Annotated in this window: 16 protein-coding genes; 3 read left to right on the forward strand and 13 right to left on the reverse strand. The window is 45.5% G+C overall.

Annotated features, from left to right (window positions below; all coding sequences use genetic code 11):
• Positions 1–289 precede the first annotated feature (289 nt).
• From EGI32_RS16900 to EGI32_RS16910, 3 genes are all read right to left on the reverse strand, one after another.
• Positions 290–988 (reverse strand): response regulator transcription factor, encoded by a 699-nt coding sequence (locus EGI32_RS16900; RefSeq protein WP_255156533.1) that lies wholly within the window; start codon positions 986–988, stop codon positions 290–292.
• A gap of 342 nt (positions 989–1330) precedes the next feature.
• A complete protein-coding gene (locus tag EGI32_RS16905; protein ID WP_255156534.1) occupies positions 1331–3418 on the reverse strand; it encodes a pitrilysin family protein in 2088 nt (695 codons plus the stop codon).
• Positions 3419–3457: 39 nt separating this feature from the next.
• Complete coding sequence (locus EGI32_RS16910; RefSeq protein ID WP_255156535.1) at positions 3458–4768, reverse strand: pitrilysin family protein; 1311 nt, start codon at positions 4766–4768, stop codon at positions 3458–3460.
• 332 nt (positions 4769–5100) lie between these two features.
• Between EGI32_RS16910 and EGI32_RS16915 the strand changes: the two genes are divergently transcribed.
• Positions 5101–6651, forward strand: a complete 1551-nt coding sequence (locus tag EGI32_RS16915) for a helicase HerA-like domain-containing protein (protein ID WP_255156536.1) — start codon at positions 5101–5103, stop codon at positions 6649–6651.
• Between the two features lie 306 nt (positions 6652–6957).
• On the opposite strand, the gene EGI32_RS16920 is transcribed toward EGI32_RS16915, so the two are convergent.
• Both EGI32_RS16920 and EGI32_RS16925 read right to left on the reverse strand, forming a co-directional pair.
• Positions 6958–8874, reverse strand: coding sequence for an ATP-dependent DNA helicase RecQ (locus tag EGI32_RS16920; protein ID WP_255156537.1), 1917 nt, complete (start codon positions 8872–8874; stop codon positions 6958–6960).
• A 177-nt stretch (positions 8875–9051) separates the two neighbouring features.
• Positions 9052–11184: a cation-translocating P-type ATPase gene (locus EGI32_RS16925; RefSeq protein WP_255156538.1), complete on the reverse strand. Its 2133-nt coding sequence runs from the start codon at positions 11182–11184 to the stop codon at positions 9052–9054.
• Between the two features lie 62 nt (positions 11185–11246).
• On the opposite strand from EGI32_RS16925, the gene tsaE reads away from it, so the two are divergent.
• The gene (tsaE, locus tag EGI32_RS16930; RefSeq protein ID WP_255156539.1) at positions 11247–11660 is read left to right on the forward strand and encodes a tRNA (adenosine(37)-N6)-threonylcarbamoyltransferase complex ATPase subunit type 1 TsaE; all 414 of its coding nucleotides are present in this window, start codon (positions 11247–11249) and stop codon (positions 11658–11660) included.
• Positions 11661–11683: 23 nt separating this feature from the next.
• Positions 11684–12898, forward strand: coding sequence for an alanine dehydrogenase (locus EGI32_RS16935; protein WP_255156540.1), 1215 nt, complete (start codon positions 11684–11686; stop codon positions 12896–12898).
• 246 nt (positions 12899–13144) lie between these two features.
• Here the strand turns inward: EGI32_RS16935 and EGI32_RS16940 are convergent, their stop codons facing one another.
• From EGI32_RS16940 to EGI32_RS16975, 8 genes are all read right to left on the reverse strand, one after another.
• Positions 13145–14008 (reverse strand): hypothetical protein, encoded by an 864-nt coding sequence (locus EGI32_RS16940; RefSeq protein ID WP_255156541.1) that lies wholly within the window; start codon positions 14006–14008, stop codon positions 13145–13147.
• A gap of 28 nt (positions 14009–14036) precedes the next feature.
• The gene (locus EGI32_RS16945) at positions 14037–15110 is read right to left on the reverse strand and encodes a hypothetical protein (RefSeq protein ID WP_255156542.1); all 1074 of its coding nucleotides are present in this window, start codon (positions 15108–15110) and stop codon (positions 14037–14039) included.
• 10 nt (positions 15111–15120) lie between these two features.
• Complete coding sequence (locus EGI32_RS16950; protein WP_255156543.1) at positions 15121–15735, reverse strand: ABC transporter ATP-binding protein; 615 nt, start codon at positions 15733–15735, stop codon at positions 15121–15123.
• Positions 15736–15929: 194 nt separating this feature from the next.
• On the reverse strand, positions 15930–16727 hold the full coding sequence (lpxA, locus tag EGI32_RS16955) for an acyl-ACP--UDP-N-acetylglucosamine O-acyltransferase (protein ID WP_255156544.1): 798 nt from the start codon (positions 16725–16727) through the stop codon (positions 15930–15932).
• A 146-nt stretch (positions 16728–16873) separates the two neighbouring features.
• A complete protein-coding gene (locus tag EGI32_RS16960) occupies positions 16874–18283 on the reverse strand; it encodes a bifunctional UDP-3-O-[3-hydroxymyristoyl] N-acetylglucosamine deacetylase/3-hydroxyacyl-ACP dehydratase (RefSeq protein ID WP_255156545.1) in 1410 nt (469 codons plus the stop codon).
• Between the two features lie 183 nt (positions 18284–18466).
• On the reverse strand, positions 18467–20947 hold the full coding sequence (locus tag EGI32_RS16965) for a DUF5686 and carboxypeptidase-like regulatory domain-containing protein (RefSeq protein WP_255156546.1): 2481 nt from the start codon (positions 20945–20947) through the stop codon (positions 18467–18469).
• 207 nt (positions 20948–21154) lie between these two features.
• A complete protein-coding gene (lpxD, locus tag EGI32_RS16970; RefSeq protein ID WP_255156547.1) occupies positions 21155–22198 on the reverse strand; it encodes a UDP-3-O-(3-hydroxymyristoyl)glucosamine N-acyltransferase in 1044 nt (347 codons plus the stop codon).
• Positions 22199–22341: 143 nt separating this feature from the next.
• Positions 22342–23520 (reverse strand): HD domain-containing protein, encoded by a 1179-nt coding sequence (locus tag EGI32_RS16975; RefSeq protein WP_255156548.1) that lies wholly within the window; start codon positions 23518–23520, stop codon positions 22342–22344.
• Between the last annotated feature and the right edge of the window lie 132 nt (positions 23521–23652).

A 23652-nucleotide genomic window follows, 5' to 3' on the forward strand; every position in this document is an offset into this window, starting at 1 on the left:
CATACCTGTCACGCCCTGTTCTTTTTTGAAATCAAAGGAACACAATTGCAATAACCCAGACAAGTGATTGCAGCAAAAAATAAGTTGAAGATATATTCAGGGTAACTAGTGGCTAATACGATATATCATGTCAGAATTCGCCTGCCGCGAAAACCCGGCGACTGAGTACATTCTGTAATCAATAATAGTTTTTCAGGAGGTCAATACAATCAAAAATCTATCCAATAGGTTTATAATAAAGAGTGCCGCACATTGGCGGCACTCAGCATACTTTATCTGGCGGGCGAAATTATTCGGAAACTACCAGCCTGAAACCATTTCCGTGAATGTTCACGATCTCAAGATGGCTGTCTTCTTTTAAATATTTACGCAGCTTAGCAATGTATACGTCCATGCTGCGGCCATTGAAATAAGTATCGCTGCCCCAGATCTTTTTGAGGGCGGCTTCACGCGGCAGAAGGTCATTTTTATATTCGGCCAGCATTTTCAGCAATTCGTTTTCCTTTGGAGAAAGCGTCTGCACTTTTCCGTTCACGGTCAGTTCACGCAACCTCGGATTGAAATGATAAGAACCAAGGTCGAATTCGGCATTTACTTCTTCGCGGTGAATTTCTTCATTGCGTTTCAGGATCGCTTTTATTTTATGGAGTAATACTTCGCTGTCGAAAGGTTTGGTGATATAATCGTCCGCACCAAGCTTGTACCCCTGGATGATATCGTCTTTCATCGTTTTTGCGCTGAGGAAAAATAACGGCACATCCGGGTTGATATCCCTGATCTCTTCCGCTACTGTAAATCCATCCATATTCGGCATCATTACATCCAGCAGGCAGATGTCAAATTTTTCTCTTTGAAATGCGGCAAGCCCCAGGCGTCCATCTCTTTCCAGTGTCACATCGTAGTCGTTCAATTCCAGGTAATTCTTCAATACCATTCCAAGGTTTGTGTCGTCTTCGCACAATAAAATTTTGGGTTTAGCTGCTTCCATGTTCTATTAGTTTATTTACAAATAAAATTAATTCATTATTGTTACTGCTAATATAATGCCTAATTTTTTGTTAACCTTGAAATAATTAAGATTGATAATAAGGAAGAAAGATCACGGATTTCAAATTGATAAAGGCGATTGCACAGATTATTTGCTTCGCAAATTTTACGACTCCAAACACATGGATATTTTTGAAACTTAAATGAATGCATTTTGTTTTTTGCGTAGCAAAAAAGAATCCGTGTAATTGCCTTTATCAATTTGAAATCCGTGATCAGGTTTTCCGTATCCCAATAAAAAAGCCACTCATTTCGAGTGGCTTCCTTTTATCTTTTGATGATCTTATTTAAAATCTTCTTCCGTCACACCTTCATTTACTTTGATAGAAGTGTATTTGAAGGCGATCTCCTGTTCGCCGGTATTACGTGTTACACTGAATGGAAACAGGTAATTCCCCACTTTTTTGTAGTCGGCATAAGTGATGGTCATCGGCGTATCCTGGTCGCCATCTTTGGTAGTGGTTTCTTCCTGCAACAACAAACCTGTCTTGCTGGAATATTGCTGTACCGAAACCCTGCCGCTCGGCATTGTTACTTTCAGGCGGTAAGTATTTTCGCCATTGAGCGATCCTGAACCAACATATTCCATTTTGTAATTAGCGGAAGCGTAAGCCAGTTGCGGGATAACAGATTGTTCATCATTCTGTTCCTTGATCTCATCCATCGTCATGTCTTTCTTCTGGCCCATTTGTGCCTGGTAACCTGTAGTACCGTTGAATACAGACCTCATCACCGTCATCGTACCCATCCTGATCTCGATCGCAGTCTTGTAAGGAGCCTGGCGTTTGTCGGTTCCTTCAAAAGAACGGCCCATCATATCGAGCGACAGAGCCTGGTTTATGCTCGTGATCTTTTTAAGTTCTTCTTTACCACCGATCGCTTTCAGGTAATCTTCCACGATGGAGTAAGCAGAAACCTTGTCGGTAGTTTTGGGCGATTCGTTTACGTTCACATTTTTTACAGAATCGATCACCGGGTCGGCCCATTTGTCGTATTTTTTGATCGGGTAGCCAAGCCTTAAAAGAGTAGGCAGGATTTTAGAACCATTGCCCACGATCACGATGCGGCTGTTGGTTTCGTTCAGGTAATTTTTAGAGACCCTTTTGATATCTTCAATCGTAAGTGCATTGATCTTTTGCAGGTAAGTGCGGTAAAAATCTTTCGGCAGATTGTTGATGAGGATATTGCTTGCATAACGTGCGCTGCGGGAAGGGTCTTCCATGCCCAATGCGAAAGATCCGTTGTAAATCGCTTTGGCATTATCCAGTTCGTCCTGGGTGATCTTGCCATCACGCATGTTGAGTATTTCCGCGATGATCTCCGCTACCGCACTATCAGCCTTATCGGTACGTACCGCAGCCGTAGCTTTGAAAAGGCTCTGGAAACGGCCGCTCCCCAATTGAGAATAACTGCCATAAGTGAAGCCATGTTTTTCACGAAGGTTCATGAAAAGTTTTGCTTCCGCTCCACCACCAAGGATGTGGTTGGCCAGCAACAATGCATGATAATCGCTGCCGTTCATCGGGTTGGTAACCAGGTTGCCTACAGCCATTTCCGCCTGTACAGCAGTAGGTACATCCACGAAATCGATCTCAGTCTTATCCGGATTTTTTACATCAGGAATGGAAGGAAGGGTAAGTTTTTTGCCCGTCCAGCTGCCGAAATATTTTTCAGCAAGCGCTTTAGCCGCAGCAGGTGTAATATCTCCCACAAATGTGAGGTAGCTGCGGGATGGTGTGATATAATTTTTGTAAGCATCCTGGATATCCGCCAGCGTGATGGATTTTACGGTCGCTTCAGTTTCAAATTCACCCATGGCCGTATTCTTGCCATAACTCAACGCCTGCGAAACACGTGCTGCGATGGTCTTTGCATTTTTCTCTTCAGATTTCAATCCCGTGATGGTCTGTTGTTTCAGCTTGTCGAGGGATTCCTGCGGAAAAGCAGGGTTTCTCAACGCATCAGCCAAAAGAGCGAATGCCTTATCGAAATATCGTGTAAGTGAAGATGCGGAACCGCCGCCTGCTGAAAGGTTTACATCAGCGCCGATGATATCTACCGCTTCGTCAAACTGTCCTTTAGTTTGTGTTTTAGTTCCTTCGCCCAGCATATTACCCATCAGTTCCGTAACACCGGCTTTGTTGCCTTCCCTGATCGGGCCCGCATCGATGATCAGCGATGCGCTCACTTTAGGAAGTTTGTGATTTTCCACCACCAATACGGTCATGCCATTAGGGAGATTGTATATCACCGGGTCTTTAAAAGTTACCACCGGCGCAGGCCCTGCAGCAGGCTTCTTCGTACGGTCTACCTGTGCAATTGAATGCTGTAAGACAAACGCACTCAAAGCCATTAAAAATATTTTTTTCATGTTGAATTTTTTTGAAAATATAAATAGGAATAAGTGCAATTATTTTTTAGGAAGATAATACAAAACAACGCGTTGGTTCTTGTTCAGGTATTTTTTTACAACGTTTTGAATATCCTGTCTTGTTACTTTCCTGATCTCTTCCAGTTCGCTATTGATATGGCCGGTATTTTTGTTGTAAAAAGTATAACCATCCGCCAGGTTTTCCGCAACACCCAGCATGGTGGAATTGGCACTTACATAATTGTTTTCAAACTGGTTCTGCAGCTTGGTAAATTCCTTTTCGCTGATGAGTTCTGTCTGCAGCTTTGCAATTTCATCGTCCATATCTTTCAGCAAAGTATCCAGCGGGGTATCGTTGTTTGGTAACGCATACATGATGTAAGCGCCGTAATCTTCGAGAGAATAGCTGAAAGAACCTACCTGTAAAGAATTCTTTTTGGTATCCACCATCTTGCTGAACATACGGCTGCTGTTGCCCTGGCTCAATACGGCAGAAGCCATTTCAAGCGCTTTGGATTCTTTGCTGGTCATGCCCGGTATGCGATAAGCTTCCATGATGGCAGGCAACTGGATGTTGTTGTCGTAAGCGGTATCCACAATTTCTTTGGTGATGGGGGCCTCTTCAAATTTCGTTTTTACGATCACTTCACCACCCGGGATGTCCTGGAAATACCCTTCTACCAAGGCTTTTGTTTTGGGTATATCAAGGTCGCCGGTTACTACCAGTACGGCATTTTTGGGCGTGTAGAATTTTTTATTGAAAGCCTGGAATTCCTGCAATGTAGCAGCATCCAGGTGTTCCATGCTGCCGATCGGTACCCAGCGGTAAGGATGATTGATGAACAGGCGTTTCATGATTTCAGCCACGAAATTTCCGTAAGGCTGGTTATCCACGCGAAGGCGTTTTTCTTCTTTTACAACTTCATTCTGGGTTTTTACACCAATTTCATTGATCACCGGATGAAGCATTCTTTCGCTTTCCAGCCAAAGGCCTGTAGCCAGCTGGTTGGAAGGGAACCTTTCAAAATAGAAAGTGCGGTCCTGCGAAGTATTGGCGTTGTTTTGTCCGCCATTGCTGCTCACGATCTTCATGAATTCCCCTCTTTTGATATTGTCTGACCCTTCAAACAAAAGGTGCTCAAAAAAGTGGGCAAAACCGGTACGGTTTGGTTGTTCATCCTTGCTACCCACGTGGTACATTACGGATATGGCCACCACCGGTGCAGTTTTGTCTTGGTGCAAAATGACATGCAAGCCATTTTTTAAATTAAATTCAGTGAAAGCAACCTTCTGCGCATTCACCGCAAAAGCCGCTGCCATCAAAGAAAAGCAGAATAAACCTTTTTTCATATATGATTAAATTAAGGTGACAAATGTAACGGATGCGCTGTGATTTAAACCATTCGGGGCGGAAAATGTGATGTACGGTTAAAGAAGACCACGGACGACGGACCATCGAGCACGGACGACGGACCACCGACGACGGACGACAGCTACCCATTACTGACTGTAAACGATTGATGACTGCAGAAGATCACCAATCACCAGCCATAAATTCCCGGAAATTGTAAAACCTGGCATTTAACAGACCGCAGTTGTCGGTCGTCCGTGGTCGCTCGTCGGTGGTCGCTCGTCGGTTGTCTTTTCCTCCTTAACTTTAATGCACTTTTAAAAAAACTCTTATGCCAGATACCAATGCTTTCGTGGAAGCTATCAAAACAGGATATACGTTTAAAGGAGAATCCGTACAGATCGGTGCCGCCATGCTCAACGGCGAAGTAATAAAAGAAGCCGGGATATTCCTTCCGCTCAAAACCCTTAACAGGCATGGACTTATAGCAGGTGCGACCGGTACGGGCAAAACCAAAACGCTTCAGATGATCAGCGAATTTCTCAGTGAAGCCAGCGTGCCGGTGCTGCTGATGGATATTAAAGGCGACCTGAGCGGAATTGCCGCCACAGGATCGCTGAATGATAAAGTGACGGATCGTTACCAGAAGCTGTCGCTTAATTACACTCCTGCCTCTTTTCCTTCGGAGTTGTTATCCCTTTCGGGGAAAAATGGCGTTCGCCTGCGGGCTACTGTCAGCGAATTCGGGCCTGTTTTGCTCAGCAAGATATTGGGGCTCAATGATACACAGGGGGGGGTGGTAGCGCTTATTTTCAAATATTGCGATGATAACCAGATGCCCCTGCTGGACCTGAAAGACTTCATCAAAGTATTGCAATATATTGGCGATGAAGGCAAGGCGGAAATTGAAAAATTGTACGGAAAAATATCTACCACCAGCACAGGGACCATCCTGCGCAAAGTAATAGAACTACAGCAGCAGGGCGCCGATGTGTTCTTTGGCGAAAGGAGTTTCGAGGTCGACGACCTCATGCGTATCAGCGATGACGGACGCGGTATCATCAGCATTTTACGCGTGACGGATATCCAGGATAAACCCAAACTTTTTTCCACGTTCATGCTGCAGATGCTGGCAGAATTATATGCCAGTTGTCCAGAAGAAGGGGATCTGGATAAACCCAAGCTGGTGATGTTTATCGATGAAGCGCATCTTATCTTCCAGGAAGCGAGCTCCGAACTGATACAGCAGATTGAAACTATCATCAAACTGATCCGTTCCAAAGGCATCGGTATTTTCTTTTGCACACAAAACCCTATGGATGTGCCTGCCAGTGTGCTCGGGCAACTTGGCCTGAAAGTGCAGCATGCGCTGAGGGCATTTACGGCGGCAGACCGCAAAGTGATCAAACAGACAGCGGATAACTATCCGGAAACGGAATATTACAAAACCGAAGATCTCATTACCCAGCTGGGGATCGGTGAAGCTTTGGTGACGATGCTGAATGAGAAAGGCATTCCCACGCCGCTGGCGCATACCATGCTTTGTTCGCCCCGCAGCAGGATGGATGTGCTTACAGAGGATGAAGTGAATACTATCAATGCAAAAAGTAAGCTGGTGGCCAAATACAGTAAGGATATAGATAATAACAGCGCTTACGAAATACTTGCCGCCAAGCTGCAGGAAGCAGCCGAAAAAAATGCGGAGGAAACGACCACTTCCAAAAAGCCTGCAAAAGAAGAACCTTCAACTTTTGAAAAAGTAGCCAACAATTCCATCGTGAAAAGCCTGGTGCGCACGGCAGGAAACGGTATCGTAAGGTCATTACTAGGTGCTTTAGGATTGGGTGGCCGCACCACAAAGAAAAAATCCAGCTGGTTCTGAACTGAACATTGATCAGTATTAATTAAAAAATATATTTATTTATTTTTTAGTGTTGAAATATGTATAACTATTAACATTTATGTGTCTGAAAGGTTGTTAAACAGGGAATTACGGATTAATAATGAGAATATCTGTTAATATTATCGGATTTCTTGTAGAAGTATTTCTACAAAAACTTCTTAAAATACTTGGTTTATAGTAAATACCACATTATCTTCGTTTCGGTTTTTCATAGGATATTGGATTTTAAAGCGGGACTAGATTTCTATCTTGGTCCCTTTTTTTATGCCTTTATTTTGCCTTTGACTATTTTTCCAATCGCAGGAACTGTTTCTCGTCCGTCACAACAACTCCTTCGGAAATAAGAAAATTCAATACTTCCCATACTTTGGCAGAGTGGTGAGCTGGAAGTTGTTTCACCAGGTTTTCAACAGGTATAGGCTGTGGAAGAAGGATTTTTTTTATATCTGACGCGATGATCTCAAACTGTGCAGCTTTTAGCTCCTGCTCTTTTCGTTGAATGCAGTTATCGCAGATGCCGCAGTTTTTCCCTGAGGCTTCGCCAAAATAGCCCGCTATCATTTTATTCCTGCAGTCCGTATTATTTTTTACATATTCCGCAATCGCCTTTGCACGGCTTTCAGAATGCTGCCTTCTTGCAGCAATCCTGCTCTCATCAAATTTAAAATCGTCGGAATACATCCGGTTACGGATAAGATAGATCTGTGGTTTTTCGGCCGCAGGCTGGTAAGCGATCATCTGGTAACGATGGAGCATCATCAACTTTTCGCGTATTTCCGTCACCGGTACTTTCAAAAATTTTGCCAGTGAAAACTCATAAATGGAGCATTGCTGGTCGAATATGCCTTCATAGGTACGCAGCAATCCTTTTACAACCATATCAAGTTCGGGATGCTGCTGTTCAAATTCACGCAGGTCGTTTTTGGAAGCAATGAAACGGGCCACCGAGGGCTTAAATACCACTTCGTTATAACTCAGCAAGCCCTCCTGTGCCAGTGCCTGGATACCGTAAGTTGCCTGCAAAACATTCAATTTGAAATTGGTGGCAAATTGCGCCAGATCAAAATCATAACTGCTTTCTTCTCCGCCCCCGGCAGCCACCTGCAGGTAATTCATCAGGGAAGTGTAGATCTTTTTTATTTCCGCCAGTGGCGGATAACGTAAACCTATTTTTTCAAGCAGTTCATCCGTTTCCTTCACATTGTGGAGCAGTACGGCATATGCACGTTTGCCATCCCTGCCTGCACGCCCGGCTTCCTGGTAATAATTTTCAATGCAGTCCGGCACATCATAATGCACCACCACCCGTACATCAGGTTTGTCGATGCCCATGCCAAAAGCATTGGTACACACGATCACCCGGGTTTTATTCTGCACCCAATTGTCCTGTTTGGCTGTTCGTGATTCGGAGGGGAGCCCGGCATGATAAAAATCCGCATCGATCTGCTGCATTCTCAGCAATTCTGCTACCTGCTGCGTTTGTTTGCGGCTTTTACAATAAACGATGGAAGACCCTTTTACATTGGAGAGTATTTCCACCAGTTTCGATTGTTTGGAAGGAGGCTGAAAAACGCTGTAGGAAAGTTCAGGGCGTTCAAACGACTGCCGGAAGATCTGTTTCGAAGCGCCAAATGATAATTTATCACAGATGTCCTGTTGTACTTCGATGGTGGCGGATGCGGTAAGGGCGATCACCGGCACCGAAGGCAGATGGGTACGTAGCCTGGCAATGCGCAGGTAAGGCGGCCTGAAATCATATCCCCATTGCGACACACAATGTGCTTCATCGATAGCGATCAGGCAGGGTTTTATGGCGGGTAAAAATTCGAGGAAAAGAGCTGTCTCCAATCTTTCCGGCGAAACGTATAAAAATTTATAATCGCCGAAAGCGGCGTTTTGTAATGTTTTTTTTACTTCGTTATAATGCATGCCGGAGTACACGGATAATGCCGGGATGCCGCGTTTGTTGAGGTTTTCCACCTGGTCTTTCATGAGGGCGATGAGCGGGCTCACCACCAGGCAAACGCCTTTCATCATCATGGCCGGCACCTGGAAGCAGATGGATTTGCCGCCGCCGGTGGGCAGTAATGCCAATACATCTTTTTGGTGCAGCACAGCCTGCACGATATCTTCCTGTAATGGCCGGAAGTGATCGTGCCCCCAGTATTTTTTGAGTATTTGTTGCGGTGAAAGCTGTTCCATGAGAGGGTACAAAATACGCCTAAATGTTTGTTTTTGGGAAGGAGAAAAAAACGGGGCAGGATGGGGAAATACACATTTGAGTTGACTACTCACCGGAGTTGACAACTGGTTGGAGTTGACAACTGGTTGGAGTTGACAACTGGTTGGAGTTGACCACTCAGGGGAGTAGTCAACTGGTTACACCACTTTCTTCACAAACAGCCTCAGCGAATTCCCCGCTAGCACAATATCGCTGAAGCCCATCGCCAATGCGGCTACCGTCGGGCTCAGCAGGCCGATGGCAGCAATTGGTATCGCCACGATATTGTAAGCAAATGCCCAGAACAGGTTTTGTTTTATCGTGAGGTAAGTATGTTTTCCCAGTCCCAATGCATTCGGCAGGTTTTTCAATCCATGATTCATCAGCACCACATCGGCACTCTGCATGGCGATCTGCGAAGCATCGCTCAAAGAAATGCCCAGGGTAGCTTTTGCCAGCGCAGGCGCATCATTGATGCCGTCACCGATCATCGCCGTTGGAGATACTGCATTGAGGGCAGCGATCTTTTCCAGTTTTTGTTCAGGCGTTTGTTCGGCATATACTTCGTCAATACCTAACTCCGCAGCCACTTCGCGGCATTTTTCCTTTCGGTCGCCACTGAGCAGGATTGTTTTTACCTGGCGGCTGTGTAACCAACTGATCACCTGTTTGGCTTCAGCTCTAATTTCATCTGCCACATCTATCCAGCCAAGCAATGTTTTATTTTTCAGGATGAAAATATTGTGATTGGCATCTGTCAAACCTTCAGGTAAAAGCTGGAAAGATCCTGCTTCATAAACATTCCCTTCATTGTCTTCAGCCCTTACCCCCAGCCCTTTGATCTCTTCAATTTTTTTCCAGCGGATCAGATCTTTCGTCTGCCACTCGGCGGTCACCGCCTTCGCGATCGGGTGATTGGAATATTTTTCCAGTGAATAAGCGATCTTTTTAAATTCATTTTCATCAATGCTGGTTTGTTTGCCGGAGATGATAAAATTACCCGTTGTGAGTGTGCCTGTTTTGTCAAACACTACCTGCGTAATGCTTTTAAAACTCTCCAGGCTCGATGCATTCCTGAACAAAATCCCGGTTTTTGCCGCACGGCCAAGCCCGACCGCAATGGCGGCGGGGGTTGCAAGGCCCATAGCACACGGACAGGAGATCACCAGCACAGCTACGCTACGCATGAGCGAACTACCCAGCGTCTGGTCGAAAGCGAAATAATTGAGTAAAAAAGTTATGGCAGCGATGCCGATCACCAGCGGCACAAATATGGCGCTGATCTTATCTGCCAGCTTCTGCATCGGCGGTTTTTCGGATTGTGCATTCTGCACCATTTTGAGTATGCCCGACAAAACGGTGTCCTTACCAGCGGCCGTTACCTGCGCTTTCACTACTCCGTTCTCCAGGATGCTTCCACCAATGAGCAGGTCTTTTTTTCCTTTGGTAACCGGTACGCTTTCGCCGGTAATGACAGCTTCATTCACCGAGCAATCGCCCCAGAGTATCTTACAATCAGCCGGTACCTGTTCTCCGGTTTTTATCAGTACCAGATCGCCGGTTTTCAGATGCGCATTGTCGATCGGGAATACCTGTTCCTGGTGCTGATCGTCGAATGCGATCATATTGGCCATCACTTTCTGGTTTTTAGCCAGTGCTTTCAGCGCTTTTTGGGTGGATTGTATCGAAGCTTCTTCCAGGTAATTGCCCATGAAAACAAGGGTGATGATGGAAGCGGTAGTTTCGAAAAAAAGATATTGTTCGCCAAGATGCAAAACAGCCCCGGTGAGGCTATAGGCAAAAGATGCCAGTGCCCCTACCGCTATCAGTACATCCATATTGGGCATGCCGTTGCGCAGGCTTTTGATGGCGCTCCTGCCAAAGAACCACATGCCGGTGATGAATACCGGGAGGCATAGCACCAATTGCACCCAGGGGTTCATCAGCCAGTGCAGCGGCAACCATTGATGCAGCATATGCAACATCAGCACCAGCGTGAAGGGCAAAGTGAAAAGAAAACGTTTTTTATTATTCGACAAAAAACCATGTGCAGTGCCATGATCGTGCTGATGCCCTTCGTGGCCCTCCTCTTCCTTTACGTGATAACCAAGGGAAGAAATGCCTTTTTTTATTTTATCGGTATCAATCTTTTCAGCGCTGGTAAAGCTTACGCCGCCGTCGATAGGATTGACTTTAATATCTTTCATCCCTTCCTTCTGCAGGAGTTTATTTACGCTCAGGGCGCAATTGCTGCAGGTCATGCCTTCCACTGTCCAGTCTACTTGTTCCATATTGCAAAATTATCTTATAGTAAGGCCAACGATTTACTAATTATGAAATTTATCTTTGCATCATGGATGTAAATTTTTCACTGGATGATATATCTGCGGCGGCTTTAACATTTCTGAAAGCAATCGGCGACCGCAAAGTGGTGGCCTTTCATGGCGAGATGGGAGCAGGCAAAACCACGTTCATACATGCGGTATGCGATGCGATGGGGGTGCAGGGAGCTGTGAGCAGTCCAACTTTTTCCATCATCAACGAGTATGTGACAAAAGACGGAAAAATTATCTGTCATATGGATCTTTACCGATTGAAAGACGGTGAGGAAGCTATTGGCGCGGGGGTGGAAGATGCACTTTATTCGGGCAATCTTTGCCTGGTGGAATGGCCGGATAAGGCACCCGGGCTCTTCCCGGAAAATACTGCGCATTGTTATTTAACTTCTACCGGTAATAATGCCCGGAAATTGCAAATAAAATTGTAATTTGTACGTCACTTTGAACCTTTATGGCAACAACAAAACCTTTTGTATCCCCCTCATTTTCGTACGAAACACTGGAAGAAACGCTGGATGTGAAACATAAGACCGAGTCTTTGTGCATCGGCATTCCGCGGGAAGATACTTTCAACGAAAACAGGATAGCGCTCACGCCGGAAGCGGTGGGTGTGATCATCGCCAACGGCCATGAAGTGAATGTGGAGACCAAGGCAGGTGAGGGCGCCAACTACAGTGATAAGGATTACAGCGATGCAGGCGCGAAGATACTGTACGATAAAAAACAGGTGTTCGATTGTGATGTGATCGTAAAAAGTGCCCCTGTAAGCGAAGAGGATTGCGAACTACTGAAGCCGAACCAATACATCATTTCGCCTATCCATATCGCCATCATGAAAAAGGAAGTGCTGGAGAAGATGATGGCAAAAAAGATCACCGCGTTGAGTTTTGAAAACCTGAAAGACGATAGCGGTCACAACCCCATCGTACGCAGTATGAGTGAGATCGCCGGTAGTGCCGTGATGCTTATCGCAGGCCAGCACCTGAGCAATGCCAACAACGGCAAAGGCGTACTGGTGGGTGGTATCAGCGGTATACCGCCAACAAAAGTGATCATCATCGGGGCGGGGATAGTAGGCGAATATGCCGCACGTACCGCACTGGCGATGGGAGCCAGCGTGAAAGTTTTTGACAACAGTATTTACCGCCTCAAGCGTATGCAGAACAATATCGGTGTGCGCATGTGGACTTCCGTAATAGAACCAAAGATCCTTGCAAAGCAGCTTCGCACCTGCGATGTGGCGGTTGGTGCATTGGGCGGAACGGGTGGCCGTACACCGGTGGTGGTAACGGAAGAAATGGTGGCGGATATGCGCCCGGGTACAGTGATCGTGGATGTGAGCATCGACCATGGCGGTTGTTTTGAAACCAGCATGGTGACCACCCACAAAAAACCGGTCTTCAAAAAGTACGATGTTATTCATTATTGCGTGCCGAATATCCCGAGCGGTTTTGCCCGTACGGCTTCGCAGGCTATCAGCAATGTGTTGATGCCTTTGCTGCTCGAAACGGCCGATGAAGGTGGCATCGACAATGTGATCTGGCACAAGATCAACATCCGCAGCGGTATTTATTTATTCAAAGGGGCATTGACGAATTTTCATCTGAGCGAACGATTTGATCTGAAGTATACGGATCTGAACTTACTTATAGCCAGCAGGCGGTAATCAATTAAGAATTAAAAATTAAGAATTAAGAATGCTTTCAGGGGTATTACTTTATTTAAATTTTTAAGTTCTCACTGATTAACCACCAGATGACCAGGCCTTAAACATTCTTAATTTTTAATTCTTCATTGACTTATGATACCTTGTAAACTCATCGGCTAACTGGCGACGAAAATGCCGGTGAAGGACTGGGTGGCATTGTATGAAAAGGCGTTTACAAAAAAATGATATTGGAACCTTCTGTAATCAATACCCTGTCACTAATAAATTCCTGGCTGCCTTCTCACTGCATTTCTGGTATTTGGAATATGCTTTAGCAGCGCTGCTTCGCACATTTTCCGCTGCCTCTTTTTTGATATAGCTTTCCAACGCATCATGTAAGATATAGGCTTCGGGCGCCATCAGTCCCGAGCTCCAGAGCAGTGGCCCGGCTTTTGTTGCGGCCAGCAAAGGCCCGAAATATTTTTTACTGTAACAAGCCAGCATGATGGCATCCCGCTTCTTTCCGTCAGTATTATTGAATTCATCTGCCAGCCGGAAATCCATCAGGCCATCGTGGCCAACATAAGCCAACAGGGAAGCATTGCCATTCAACCCGATGGCCAGGTTATTCACCATTAAGGTATCTTTCACTTGCCCCGCACAACTTTGCAAAAATGCGATGGTACAGTCTTTAATGTATTTCCCGTTCCATGCATCGGCAACGAGATAATAATTTGAGTTGGTATTTTTAAACAGCAGTCTTTCCATCCGGATGCTGTCGATGGATATCTTTTTGATGAGTTTCCATTGCGGGCTTTTTTTGAAATAAGACCGCACACCATATCCGCAACCCCAGTAAAGGTTATTATCAAGGTCCTGGCCATTGCCGATCTTTGCCGGAACGGGCACAATGCCCTGGTACTTGTTATCGCAGAGCGCTACAAAAACGTGGATGGTTTTGTAAGAACTATAGTAGCCTGAATGTTGAACGGGGATTTGCCTGATGGCTACGGAAGTATCTGTGTTGACCGGTTGCTTTTGTTGATTGCCCGAGCAGGCAGACAATAGCAGCAGTAATAAAGGAAAATAATGCATGGTACAAAGATGAGAGAGGAGGTACAATTCCATAATTTTTCTTTGTGACCTTGAATAAAATCTATTCGTCAACGATCTCTTTTGCAAAAAGAATAAAATCCGATTCGGTTTTAAAATTTGTTTTAGGTACTTCCGTTGATCTTATCAGTATGGCCCTGCAATCTTTATTGTAATATTTTTCAAACACCTCCTTTTCCTTATATCCATATTCAATCACTTGTCCAGATGCCCCCGCACTTTTAAAATGGCTGTATATCGTGGCAATGTTCAGGATCTTTCCGGAGAAAAAAACGGGATTGTTTAATGCGGCTGTCAGCGACGATCGACTATTATATCGTGTATGGGCGGAGCCAAAGAACCCGATGAATTTTTTGATATTGTCCTGGGCCAATATCTTGTTGATGTTTTCCAGCCAGGCTTTATTCCGTGGCTCAACGGCAGTAGTGGAGGGCGCTTTATTGATCAACGCATCGCGAACAACAGCAAAATTATCTTTATAAAGTTTCCTGAATGCGGCTTCGGTTTTAAAAAATACGGTTTTTAAATCGTTTACCTGTTTGTCGAATTCTTTATCTGTAAACAATAATTTCCTTTTGCTCAAAGCATGGATATTTTCAAAGACGGGCTTCAATTCTTCGGGAACATGCATAGCCGAATCTCTTGTTTTATCCAGCAGGGTGAATATTTCCGCCCTTTCGAAATCAATTCCGTGAATGATGATCTTTGAATTTTGCGGAAGCAGTTTATTATAAGCGTAGAGTTGCGTCCAAAAATATTTGTATTCCCCTCCCAGGTAGGGAAAGTGGTTTTCAGTCAAAATGGTACTGTCACCTGTTTTGAGAAAAAGATTGAAAAAGTATGCAGCGGAATAACCTATTTCCATGAAAACATCCTTCACTCCATAAGAAGAATTCAGTTGCCTGATGAAATTATATTTGAATGCAGGTTCAAATTGCGATGTATGGCTTTCTCCTAAAAAAAACGCATCATAAGTGGCCAGGTGAAGAATGGAATCTACCGCGGTGGAATTATAACTGATCTCATTTGGATGGGCGCCGAAACCGATGCTGCAATCAGCCTGGCTAAAAGCAGGGATATTGTAAAGGATGCAAAGCAATAAAAAAGACAGCTTCAAATTGCGGTGTTTATTGGTTCTGTTTATAATTACCGATGCTGATCACTTCTTCACAAAAACTATATTCATGCGGATCGTTGCTGCTTACCAATACCAGTTTTCCGTTCGTATGCTCATTTACAAGGCGAAGGTATAATGCAATGCCATCCGCATCCAGGTTGGTAGTGGGTTCATCAAGGAGCAATACATTGCTCCTGCTGAAAAAAGCCTGTGCCATTTTCAACCGTTGTTTCATTCCACTGCTGAAATAGCGGATCTGTTTGTTGGCAGCAGCAGAAAGCCCGACAGTTTCCAGGATGTCTTTTATTGATTTTGTAAGTGGCTTAAAAGTCTGGTGAAAATCCAGCGCTTCCACAGCAGTCATTTCTTCAATCAGTTCGAGATAGGGCGCTGTGATGGTCAGTTGCAGGAAAGGATGCTCAATGGTTTTATTATCCTGTGTGTACACTACATGGCCTTCGCTGTGCATGACGGCCCCGGCCAACACTTGCAGCAGCGTGGATTTGCCCGAACCGTTCGGCCCGGTAATGGCATATCGGTTGCCCGGCAGAAATTCATAGCTGAAGCGGCGGAAGATCCACTCCCTGTTGTAACGTTTGCCAAGATTGTTTGCTGAGATATGCATGATGAAAAGACCTCTGACGACGGACGACCGACCATCGATGTGTTGTGATAGTTAGAACTAATTTTGTTTCATGCAAGATTTAAATAAGGACGGCGGAAAATAAGTACTTCGAATAAAATTGAACACTTCGAAGATTTCACTATTGACTATTCACCATTCACCATTCACCATCCGAAGCAAAGCTTCGGAGTACACTATTCGTCGTCGTTATTTCCTTTACTGAATCTTTTTATAATTCCCCGGCCACTTTCCTGTATAAAAGTTACGATTTCGTCTCTTTCATCTGTTGCCGGTAATTCTTCTTCAATAAAATTAAGCGCCTGTGATGTATTTAAATTTTTATTGTAAATGATGCGGTAGATGTCCAGTATCTGGTTGATGCGTGTTACCGAAAAACCTTTGCGTTTCAATCCTACCGAATTTACGCCGGCATAGCTCAGTGGCGTACGCCCTGCTTTGATATATGGGGGAACATCTTTGCTCACCAGCGAACCGCCGCTTACAAAAGCGTGCTGGCCAATCTGTACAAACTGGTGAATGGCGCACATTCCGGCGAGAATGGCATTGTCGCCCATGATCACATGCCCGGCCATCTGTGTGTTGTTGCTCATGATACAGTTATTGCCCACCACGCAATCATGCGCAATGTGGCTGTATGCCATGATCAGGCAGTTGTTGCCCACCTTGGTCGTCCATTTATCCTTGCTGCCGCGATTGATGGTAACAAACTCCCGGATGGTGCAGTTGTCGCCGATCTCAACGGTAGTATTTTCCCCTTCAAACTTGAGATCCTGCGGAATGGCGGCTATTACAGCGCCGGGAAAGATCCTGCAGTTTTTGCCGATGCGGGCGCCTTCCATGATCGTGACATTGCTGCCGATCCAGGTGCCCTCGCCAATCTCTACATTGGGATGGATCACGCTGAAAGGATCAACCTTTACATTAGTGGCCAGCTTGGCATTCGGGTGGATATATGTGTGTGGATGGATCATTTTTTTAAGTGCAAATATGCAGATATGCAAAGATGCAAAATTAGATTGGTGATAAATTTATTTGTTATGATAAAGTTACGGGTGGCAGGCAACGGGTTACGGTTAGTACATCAACCTGCAACACGGAACCCGTTACCCACAATTTTTTATTCAGCCCTTTTTACTAATTGCGCTGTAAACTCCCCTTCGGTGCAAAGTTTGTTGCCTACGTACACGCTTCCACGCATCACGCAGATACCGCGGCGGATAGGTTCTATCAGCTCCATTTTCAGGATCATCGTATCCCCGGGCACCACTTTCTGCTTGAATTTACAATTGTCGATCTTGATAAAATAGGTATCGTATTGTCCTCCCGGCATCGCGTTGATACAAAGTATTCCACCTGTTTGCGCCAGCGCTTCCACCTGTAATACACCCGGCATCACAGGGTTGCCCGGGAAATGCCCCTGGAAAAAGAATTCATTGAAAGTAACATTCTTGATCCCTACGATCTGTGTATCCGTAAGGTCGATGATCTTATCTACCAGCAAAAACGGGTAACGGTGCGGCAGTGTCTTTTCAATCTGCTCCAGCGTGTAAACCGGTGGCTGGTTTGGATCGTACACCGGGATACCTTTGGTATGTTTATTCTTCTTGATGTATTGTTTTATCTTCTTGGCAAACTCCACATTGCTGCTATGCCCCGGCCTGTTGGCAATGATATGCGCTTTGATAGGATAACCGATCAGTGCAAGGTCACCCACCACATCCAATAGTTTATGACGGGCAGGTTCGTTGGGGAAACGCAGTTCGAGATTGTTGAGGTAACCTTCGCTTTTCACTTCCACTTTGGTGCGGCCAAATGCTTTTGCCAGCCTGCTCATTTCGGCTTCGGTTACCGGTTTGTCTACTATCACGATGGCGTTGTTGATATCGCCACCTTTTACAAGGTTGTTGTCCAGCAACATTTCCAACTCATGCAAAAAGCAGAAAGTGCGGCAGGGAGAGATCTCGGTATTAAAATCCTTCATGCTTTTCAGTCCGGCGTGCTGGGTGCCCAGCACCGGGCTGTTGAAATCGATGAGGGTAGTGATCTCATAATTGGTGGCCGGCAAAGCCGTCATTTCCACGTTTTTCTTTTCGTCGTAAAAAGAAATGTTGGTATCGATGGTATACCAGGTCTTGGCAGCTTCCTGTTCCAGCACGCCTGCCGTTTCGATGATATCAACAAAAGGTTTGCTGCTGCCATCCATGATGGGGATTTCGGGCCCATTGATCTCGATCAGGCAATTGTCTACCCCTTTTCCTACCAGGGCAGCCAACACATGCTCCACAGTGCTCACTTTTACTGAACCTTGCTCCAGCGTAGTACCTCTTGATGTATCCGTCACCAGGTCGCAATCGGCCTTGATAGCAGGAGTATCCGGAAGGTCTACCCGCTGAAACTGGAAACCGAAGCCCGGGTTGGCCGGTTTTAGTGTCATATCCACATTGATGCCCGTATGCAACCCCGTACCCGATATACTTACCGGTGCCACGAGCGTATGTTGTTTATCCTGGTTGAAATTTTTGTCCATGCGTTGATTGTAAATTCTGGCAAAGATATTTTAAAAAGGCAATTAATAATGAATAATGAATAATGAATAATTCCTTCTGTTTGGAACTAGAATGCTCATTTTTAGCCACTTAAAACAAGAGATCCAAAAATTGAATAACCTTCTGCCAGAGAAAATTATTCATTATTCATTATTCATTATTCATTAAAACTGAAACTGAAAGCTGCCAAACACCCCAAAATTCGAAGTTTTTGGCTCTTTTACATTTGTTGGCGATACCCTCCAGATGAAGTCTACCCTCAGGATCTTGAAGATATTGTCGATGCCGGTGCCTATTTCGGTATAGTTGGAGTTGTTGAGTGTCCTGAATTTGGAAGAAAAATTGTTCAATGTGTTATTTTCAGGACTGAGAGATCCCCAAAGCGTTTTGGCGGTCCAGAACTGTCGCCATTTCAATTTCCGCGTAAGCGGGATAAAGCGGAAAAGCCCCGAGCCTACATTGTGCTCCAATGAGATACCGGCATATTTGTCGCTCAGGTATTCGAACCGGTTCATCAGGTTGAACGCGTTGGAATTGTAATAATAGATATCATTGCCCGGGTGATTTTCCAGGAAAGTGAAAGGTACATTGCCATCCACTTTGCCGGCAAATACTTTCCACGAAAGCGACCCCAGCGGGGAGATTTTCATCCTGTCTTTTACCGAAGCCGAAAATTTGGTGTATTTATAATCGCTGCCTCCGATGCCCGGAACGCCTTTGGCGATAGTGGCTTCCACGATAGGATATTTGCTGCCCAGCGAATACCTGAAATAATCGCCTTCTACAAATTGCTCCAGGTAGGCGTAACGCATACGCAACGCCACTTCAAAGTTGGAGAAAGTCTGCCCTTTGCCGGTCGTTTCGTCTATGAACGGAAGATTGAGCAGCGGCGTATACCTGCGGTGAACAAGGAACAGTTCGGACGAAAAACCTCTGCCGAGATCTTTAAAAACGTCAAAACGGGCGTCTTCCAGCTGAAGGAATTTTCGCGTTACATTCGGCTTTCGGATAGCCAGCGAGAAGATATTATCCTGGCTCACTTCACCCACCTGGCTGATGCCGTTGTCGATGTCTTTGGAATATGCCGCATGCAGCCTGAAGCGTTTCGGCGTTTTTTTCAGCAGCCAGTAAGCCTCCATCAATCCCTTCAGTTTCTGGTCTTTTGTGCCGTAGGCAAGATAACCGTGCAGGTATATTTTTTTGTGGAAGCCGGTATTGGTGCCGAGGTCGAAGCGGAAGCGGGCGCCTTCCCACTGGTTGCTGCTCACCCAGTTGAACCAGGGGCCGAATTCAACATTGCCGTTATCGGTGTAGCCTGTCGCCAGGAATTTCACGTTCTTTTTGAACTTCTGGAACTTAGGCATATCCAGCAGTTTGTTGATGGTGACGTAAATGGATTTTTCATTGGCCGAAAGGCTGTCGTGGCGCATGGCCCCCCAGGCGGAATCGGAAAATTTATTCACGTTCTCGCTCGTTTTTACCACTTCTTCCAGCGATTGGGTTTCAAAAAGTTTCGTGATCGAATCGCTGTTGATCACAATATCCTTGTAGGACGTGGTTTTTCGGCCGATCAGCGTCAGCGATTTTTTACCCAGCACTTTGAAATCGGCGAAAAATTTGTCCCTGTTCAGGAAATACACCGAATCGTTGATGGGGATGAATTCCTGGAAAATACTGATGCGGTCGATAAAGTTCACATTGGCATCCTTGCCCAGATAAAGCGAGATCTTTTGTATCTGGAAAGTTTGCGACACCACCCAGGCATCCCCTTCAAAAGTATTTTGTCCGGCACGTTTAGGGCGAAACATGAAATGGAACATCCGTTTACCGTTGATCACCTGCGTGTCTGCTACCGAAAAAGTATAATAATCATCGGCGTTATCATTGAACGGGCCGATGAAATCCTTATCCATCACGTTCACATAATTGCCGTACACATTCACATTCTGGTTCATCACCCCGAGCATCCTGCTGATGCTTTCATTGTTGAAACCGATGGTCTTGCTGGCTTTGATATGCTCGAAATATTTTTTCTTGTTTTTCTGATAGGCATAATCGCTCACGCTTTCGAGCAGGTAAGTTGGCAGAAAGGGTTCTTTTTCGGAAGTGCTGTCAATATTGTCGAAAACGAAAGCGAAAGGTTTCAGCAGGAAATTCTTCTTTGCTTTTTCGGGCCTGAAGTTCTTGAAATCCACTTCCAGCTTGTTGTAGGCTTCGTAGCCGAAGTTGGGCAGGTTGTAGCGGTTATACTGCTTCTTCTTGCTCATTATTTTTCTCCACAGAAAACGCCCCTTGTTGATCTTCGTTTTCACCACCACTTCATTGGTCGCTTTGCCGCGTTGCATCTGCACGGTAATGTTGTGGTCGCCGCCGGAAAAACTGAGGGGTTCTTTAAACACTTCATAACCCACATAACTGATCTCCAGTGTATCGTTGATGGCATCGGTGAGGGAAAATGTGAATTTCCCGGAACTGTCGGCGGTTTTGCCGATACCGGAACCGCGGAAATAAACGGATGCGTAGGCCACCGGTTCCTTGGTATGAGCATCTACTACGATACCCGAAAGGGTAAATGATTGTGCGTTTGCAGCGCCGGTGCACAGTATACACAGGAACGCGAAAATGTATTTAGGGAAAAACTTCAAAGTGTCAGAGGTTATGCAATTATTGTGCTATTAAGGTTGATACCATTTAATTCAGGCAGTATATTCCTTATTCTGATCACTTCTGTCAGCCTGAGCTTGTCGAAGGCGGGGTTCGGCTACATCGCCTTCGACAAGCCCAGGCTGACAGGCACGCCCCTTTGAATTAAAGAAGATATACCACTCAAAAATAGGACAAGCAATACGAAACTATTTTTTTTCTGTCAGGGCTTTCACCAGGTTTTCCAGCTCTTTTACCCTTTTTTCCAGTTCTGGCAGGTTGCGGCTTATCGCCTGGCTGCGAAGTGCCGCGGTATAATCGTAAGCTGGTGAGCCGGTTACGGCTGTGTTGGGCAATTTCATCGATTTGCTTACACCACTTTGTGCATTGATCTTGCTGCCATCGGCTATCTGTATATGCCCCACGATGCCTACCTGTCCGCCGATCATCACATTCTTGCCGATCTTGGTACTGCCGCTTACGCCGCTTTGTGCCGCTATCACGCTGTTATTACCTACTTCCACATTATGGGCTATCTGTAAAAGATTGTCCAGTTTTGCACCTGCTTTTATCAACGTGCTGCCGATGGTGGCCCTGTCGATGGTAGTATTGGCGCCGATCTCCACATAATCTTCAATCACCACATTGCCGATCTGGGGCACTTTTTTCAGGCTTCCATCCGCCTGCGGCGCATAACCGAAACCATCGCTTCCGATGACCGTACCAGCATGCACCGACACATTTTTGCCCAACACACAATCGTGGTAGATCTTCACGCCGGCATGGATGATGGTATTATCTCCGATCACCACATTGTTGCCGATAAAGGTATTGGGAAAAATTTTTACCCCATTGCCGATCACGGCTTTTTCACCGATATAAACGAACGCCCCGATAAATACGTTTTCGCCAAGTTTGGCAGTGGCATTGATATGGGCTGGTTCCTGTATGCCGGTAAGTTGCTGGGTCTTGATCTGCTGGTATTTGTCGAGCAAAGTGGCAAAAGCGCTGTAGGCATCCGGCACACGTATCAGCGAAGCGGCTACCGGCTGTTTGAGCACCAGTGCTTCATTGATGATGATGATGGAGGCATCGGTGGTATACAGGTGATCTTCGTATTTAGGATTGGCCAGGAATGCCAGCTGCCCGGCTTTGGCTTCTTCGATCTTGCCAAATGAGGCAACGGATACATCCGGATTTCCTTCCACGGTTCCCGAAATGATAAGGGCTATTTGCGCAGCGCTGAATTGCATGTTTGGAATGTCTTGATTTTGAAGGCTTTACTAATGGATAATGGTACAATGGGTAATTGATAATATTTTAAAATCGGATAACAACACTATTAGCGAATTGTACAAATTTCGTCATTATCCGTTATCAATTATACTATTATCAATTAACTCAGGTAACAAATGTAATATTTTTTAATGTTGCCTTTCATGTTTTCATGAATGAGGGCATTGTCTACTTCCGAAATATCCCGTACACTTCCATCCTTGAAAAGAATATGGATATGCTCGTTCTCGAAGTTGTAGGTATTGCTGCTGGCTTCGCCTGTAAATACCAGCCAACCGGCATCTTCCTCGTTGAGTTCGTATTTTTCAGCCGCTTCGAGAAGCTTGTTTTCCAGTAATAGCTGCTCCACAGGCTCGCCGAAATATTTAACTTTTAATAAACGTCTGTCGATGATGCCCTGGCAGAGGATCGACAAAACCTTGTCCGGGTGGCTGCACCATGTCTTGATGGCCATCAGCACATCATGGTCGTCGATGCTGCAAAACTGTTCCAGGCTTTTAGGTTCCGTAGTATTGATGAAGCTGTTGAGCGGCCCGGGGCATTCCGCATGCACCATTTTCGCCCTGCGGATGATGCGTTTCAGCATTTGCTCGGCGCTCACTACGGTTTTGTGCAGGTATACCTGCCAGTACATCAGCCGGCGTGCCACCAGGAATTTTTCGATGGAATAAATGCCTTTTTCCTCCACCATCAGCTCGCCGTTCTTTACCGTCAGCATTTTGATGATGCGGTCGTAAGCGATCGTACCTTCATTTACCCCCGAAAAAAAGCTGTCGCGGGTGAGGTAATCCATCCGGTCTACATCCAGCTGGCCACTTACGAGCTGGTGAAGAAAACGTTTGGGATATTTATCGGTAAAAATATCAAGGGCCATCTGCAGTTTGCCATCAAATTCTTTGTTGAGGTCTTCAATCAGCAGCAGCGAGATCTCTTCATGATGCATGCCTTCGGCAAGCGTATTTTCGAGTGCGTGGGAAAAAGGCCCGTGTCCGATATCATGTAAAAGGATGGCGATCTTTGCCGCCTGTTGCTCTTCCGGGGTTATTTCGATGCCTTTGTAAGTGAGCTCCTGCAGGGCGCAACGCATAAGATGATAAGCCCCCAGCGAATGATGCAACCTGCTGTGTACGGCGCCGGGATAAACGAGATGTGCCATCGCCATCTGGTGGATGCGCCGAAGCCGCTGGTAATGCGGATGGGCGATGATGGCATTCAGCAACTCATCATCAATGGTGATGAAACCGTATACCGGGTCGTTGATTATCTTATGAAAAGGCATCAAATTTGATTTGTTAAATGTATTACAAAGTGCCGCAAAGCTACAAAGGTTCTGCGGAGCTTACAATTCAAGATAAACTATCTTTAAAATATATTGTTCAAAAGGTTCAAAAGTTCAAGATGTTCAAAATGT

The organism is Ferruginibacter sp. HRS2-29 (assembly GCF_024343615.1).
In the GTDB taxonomy this organism is placed as follows: Bacteria; Bacteroidota; Bacteroidia; order Chitinophagales; family Chitinophagaceae; genus Ferruginibacter.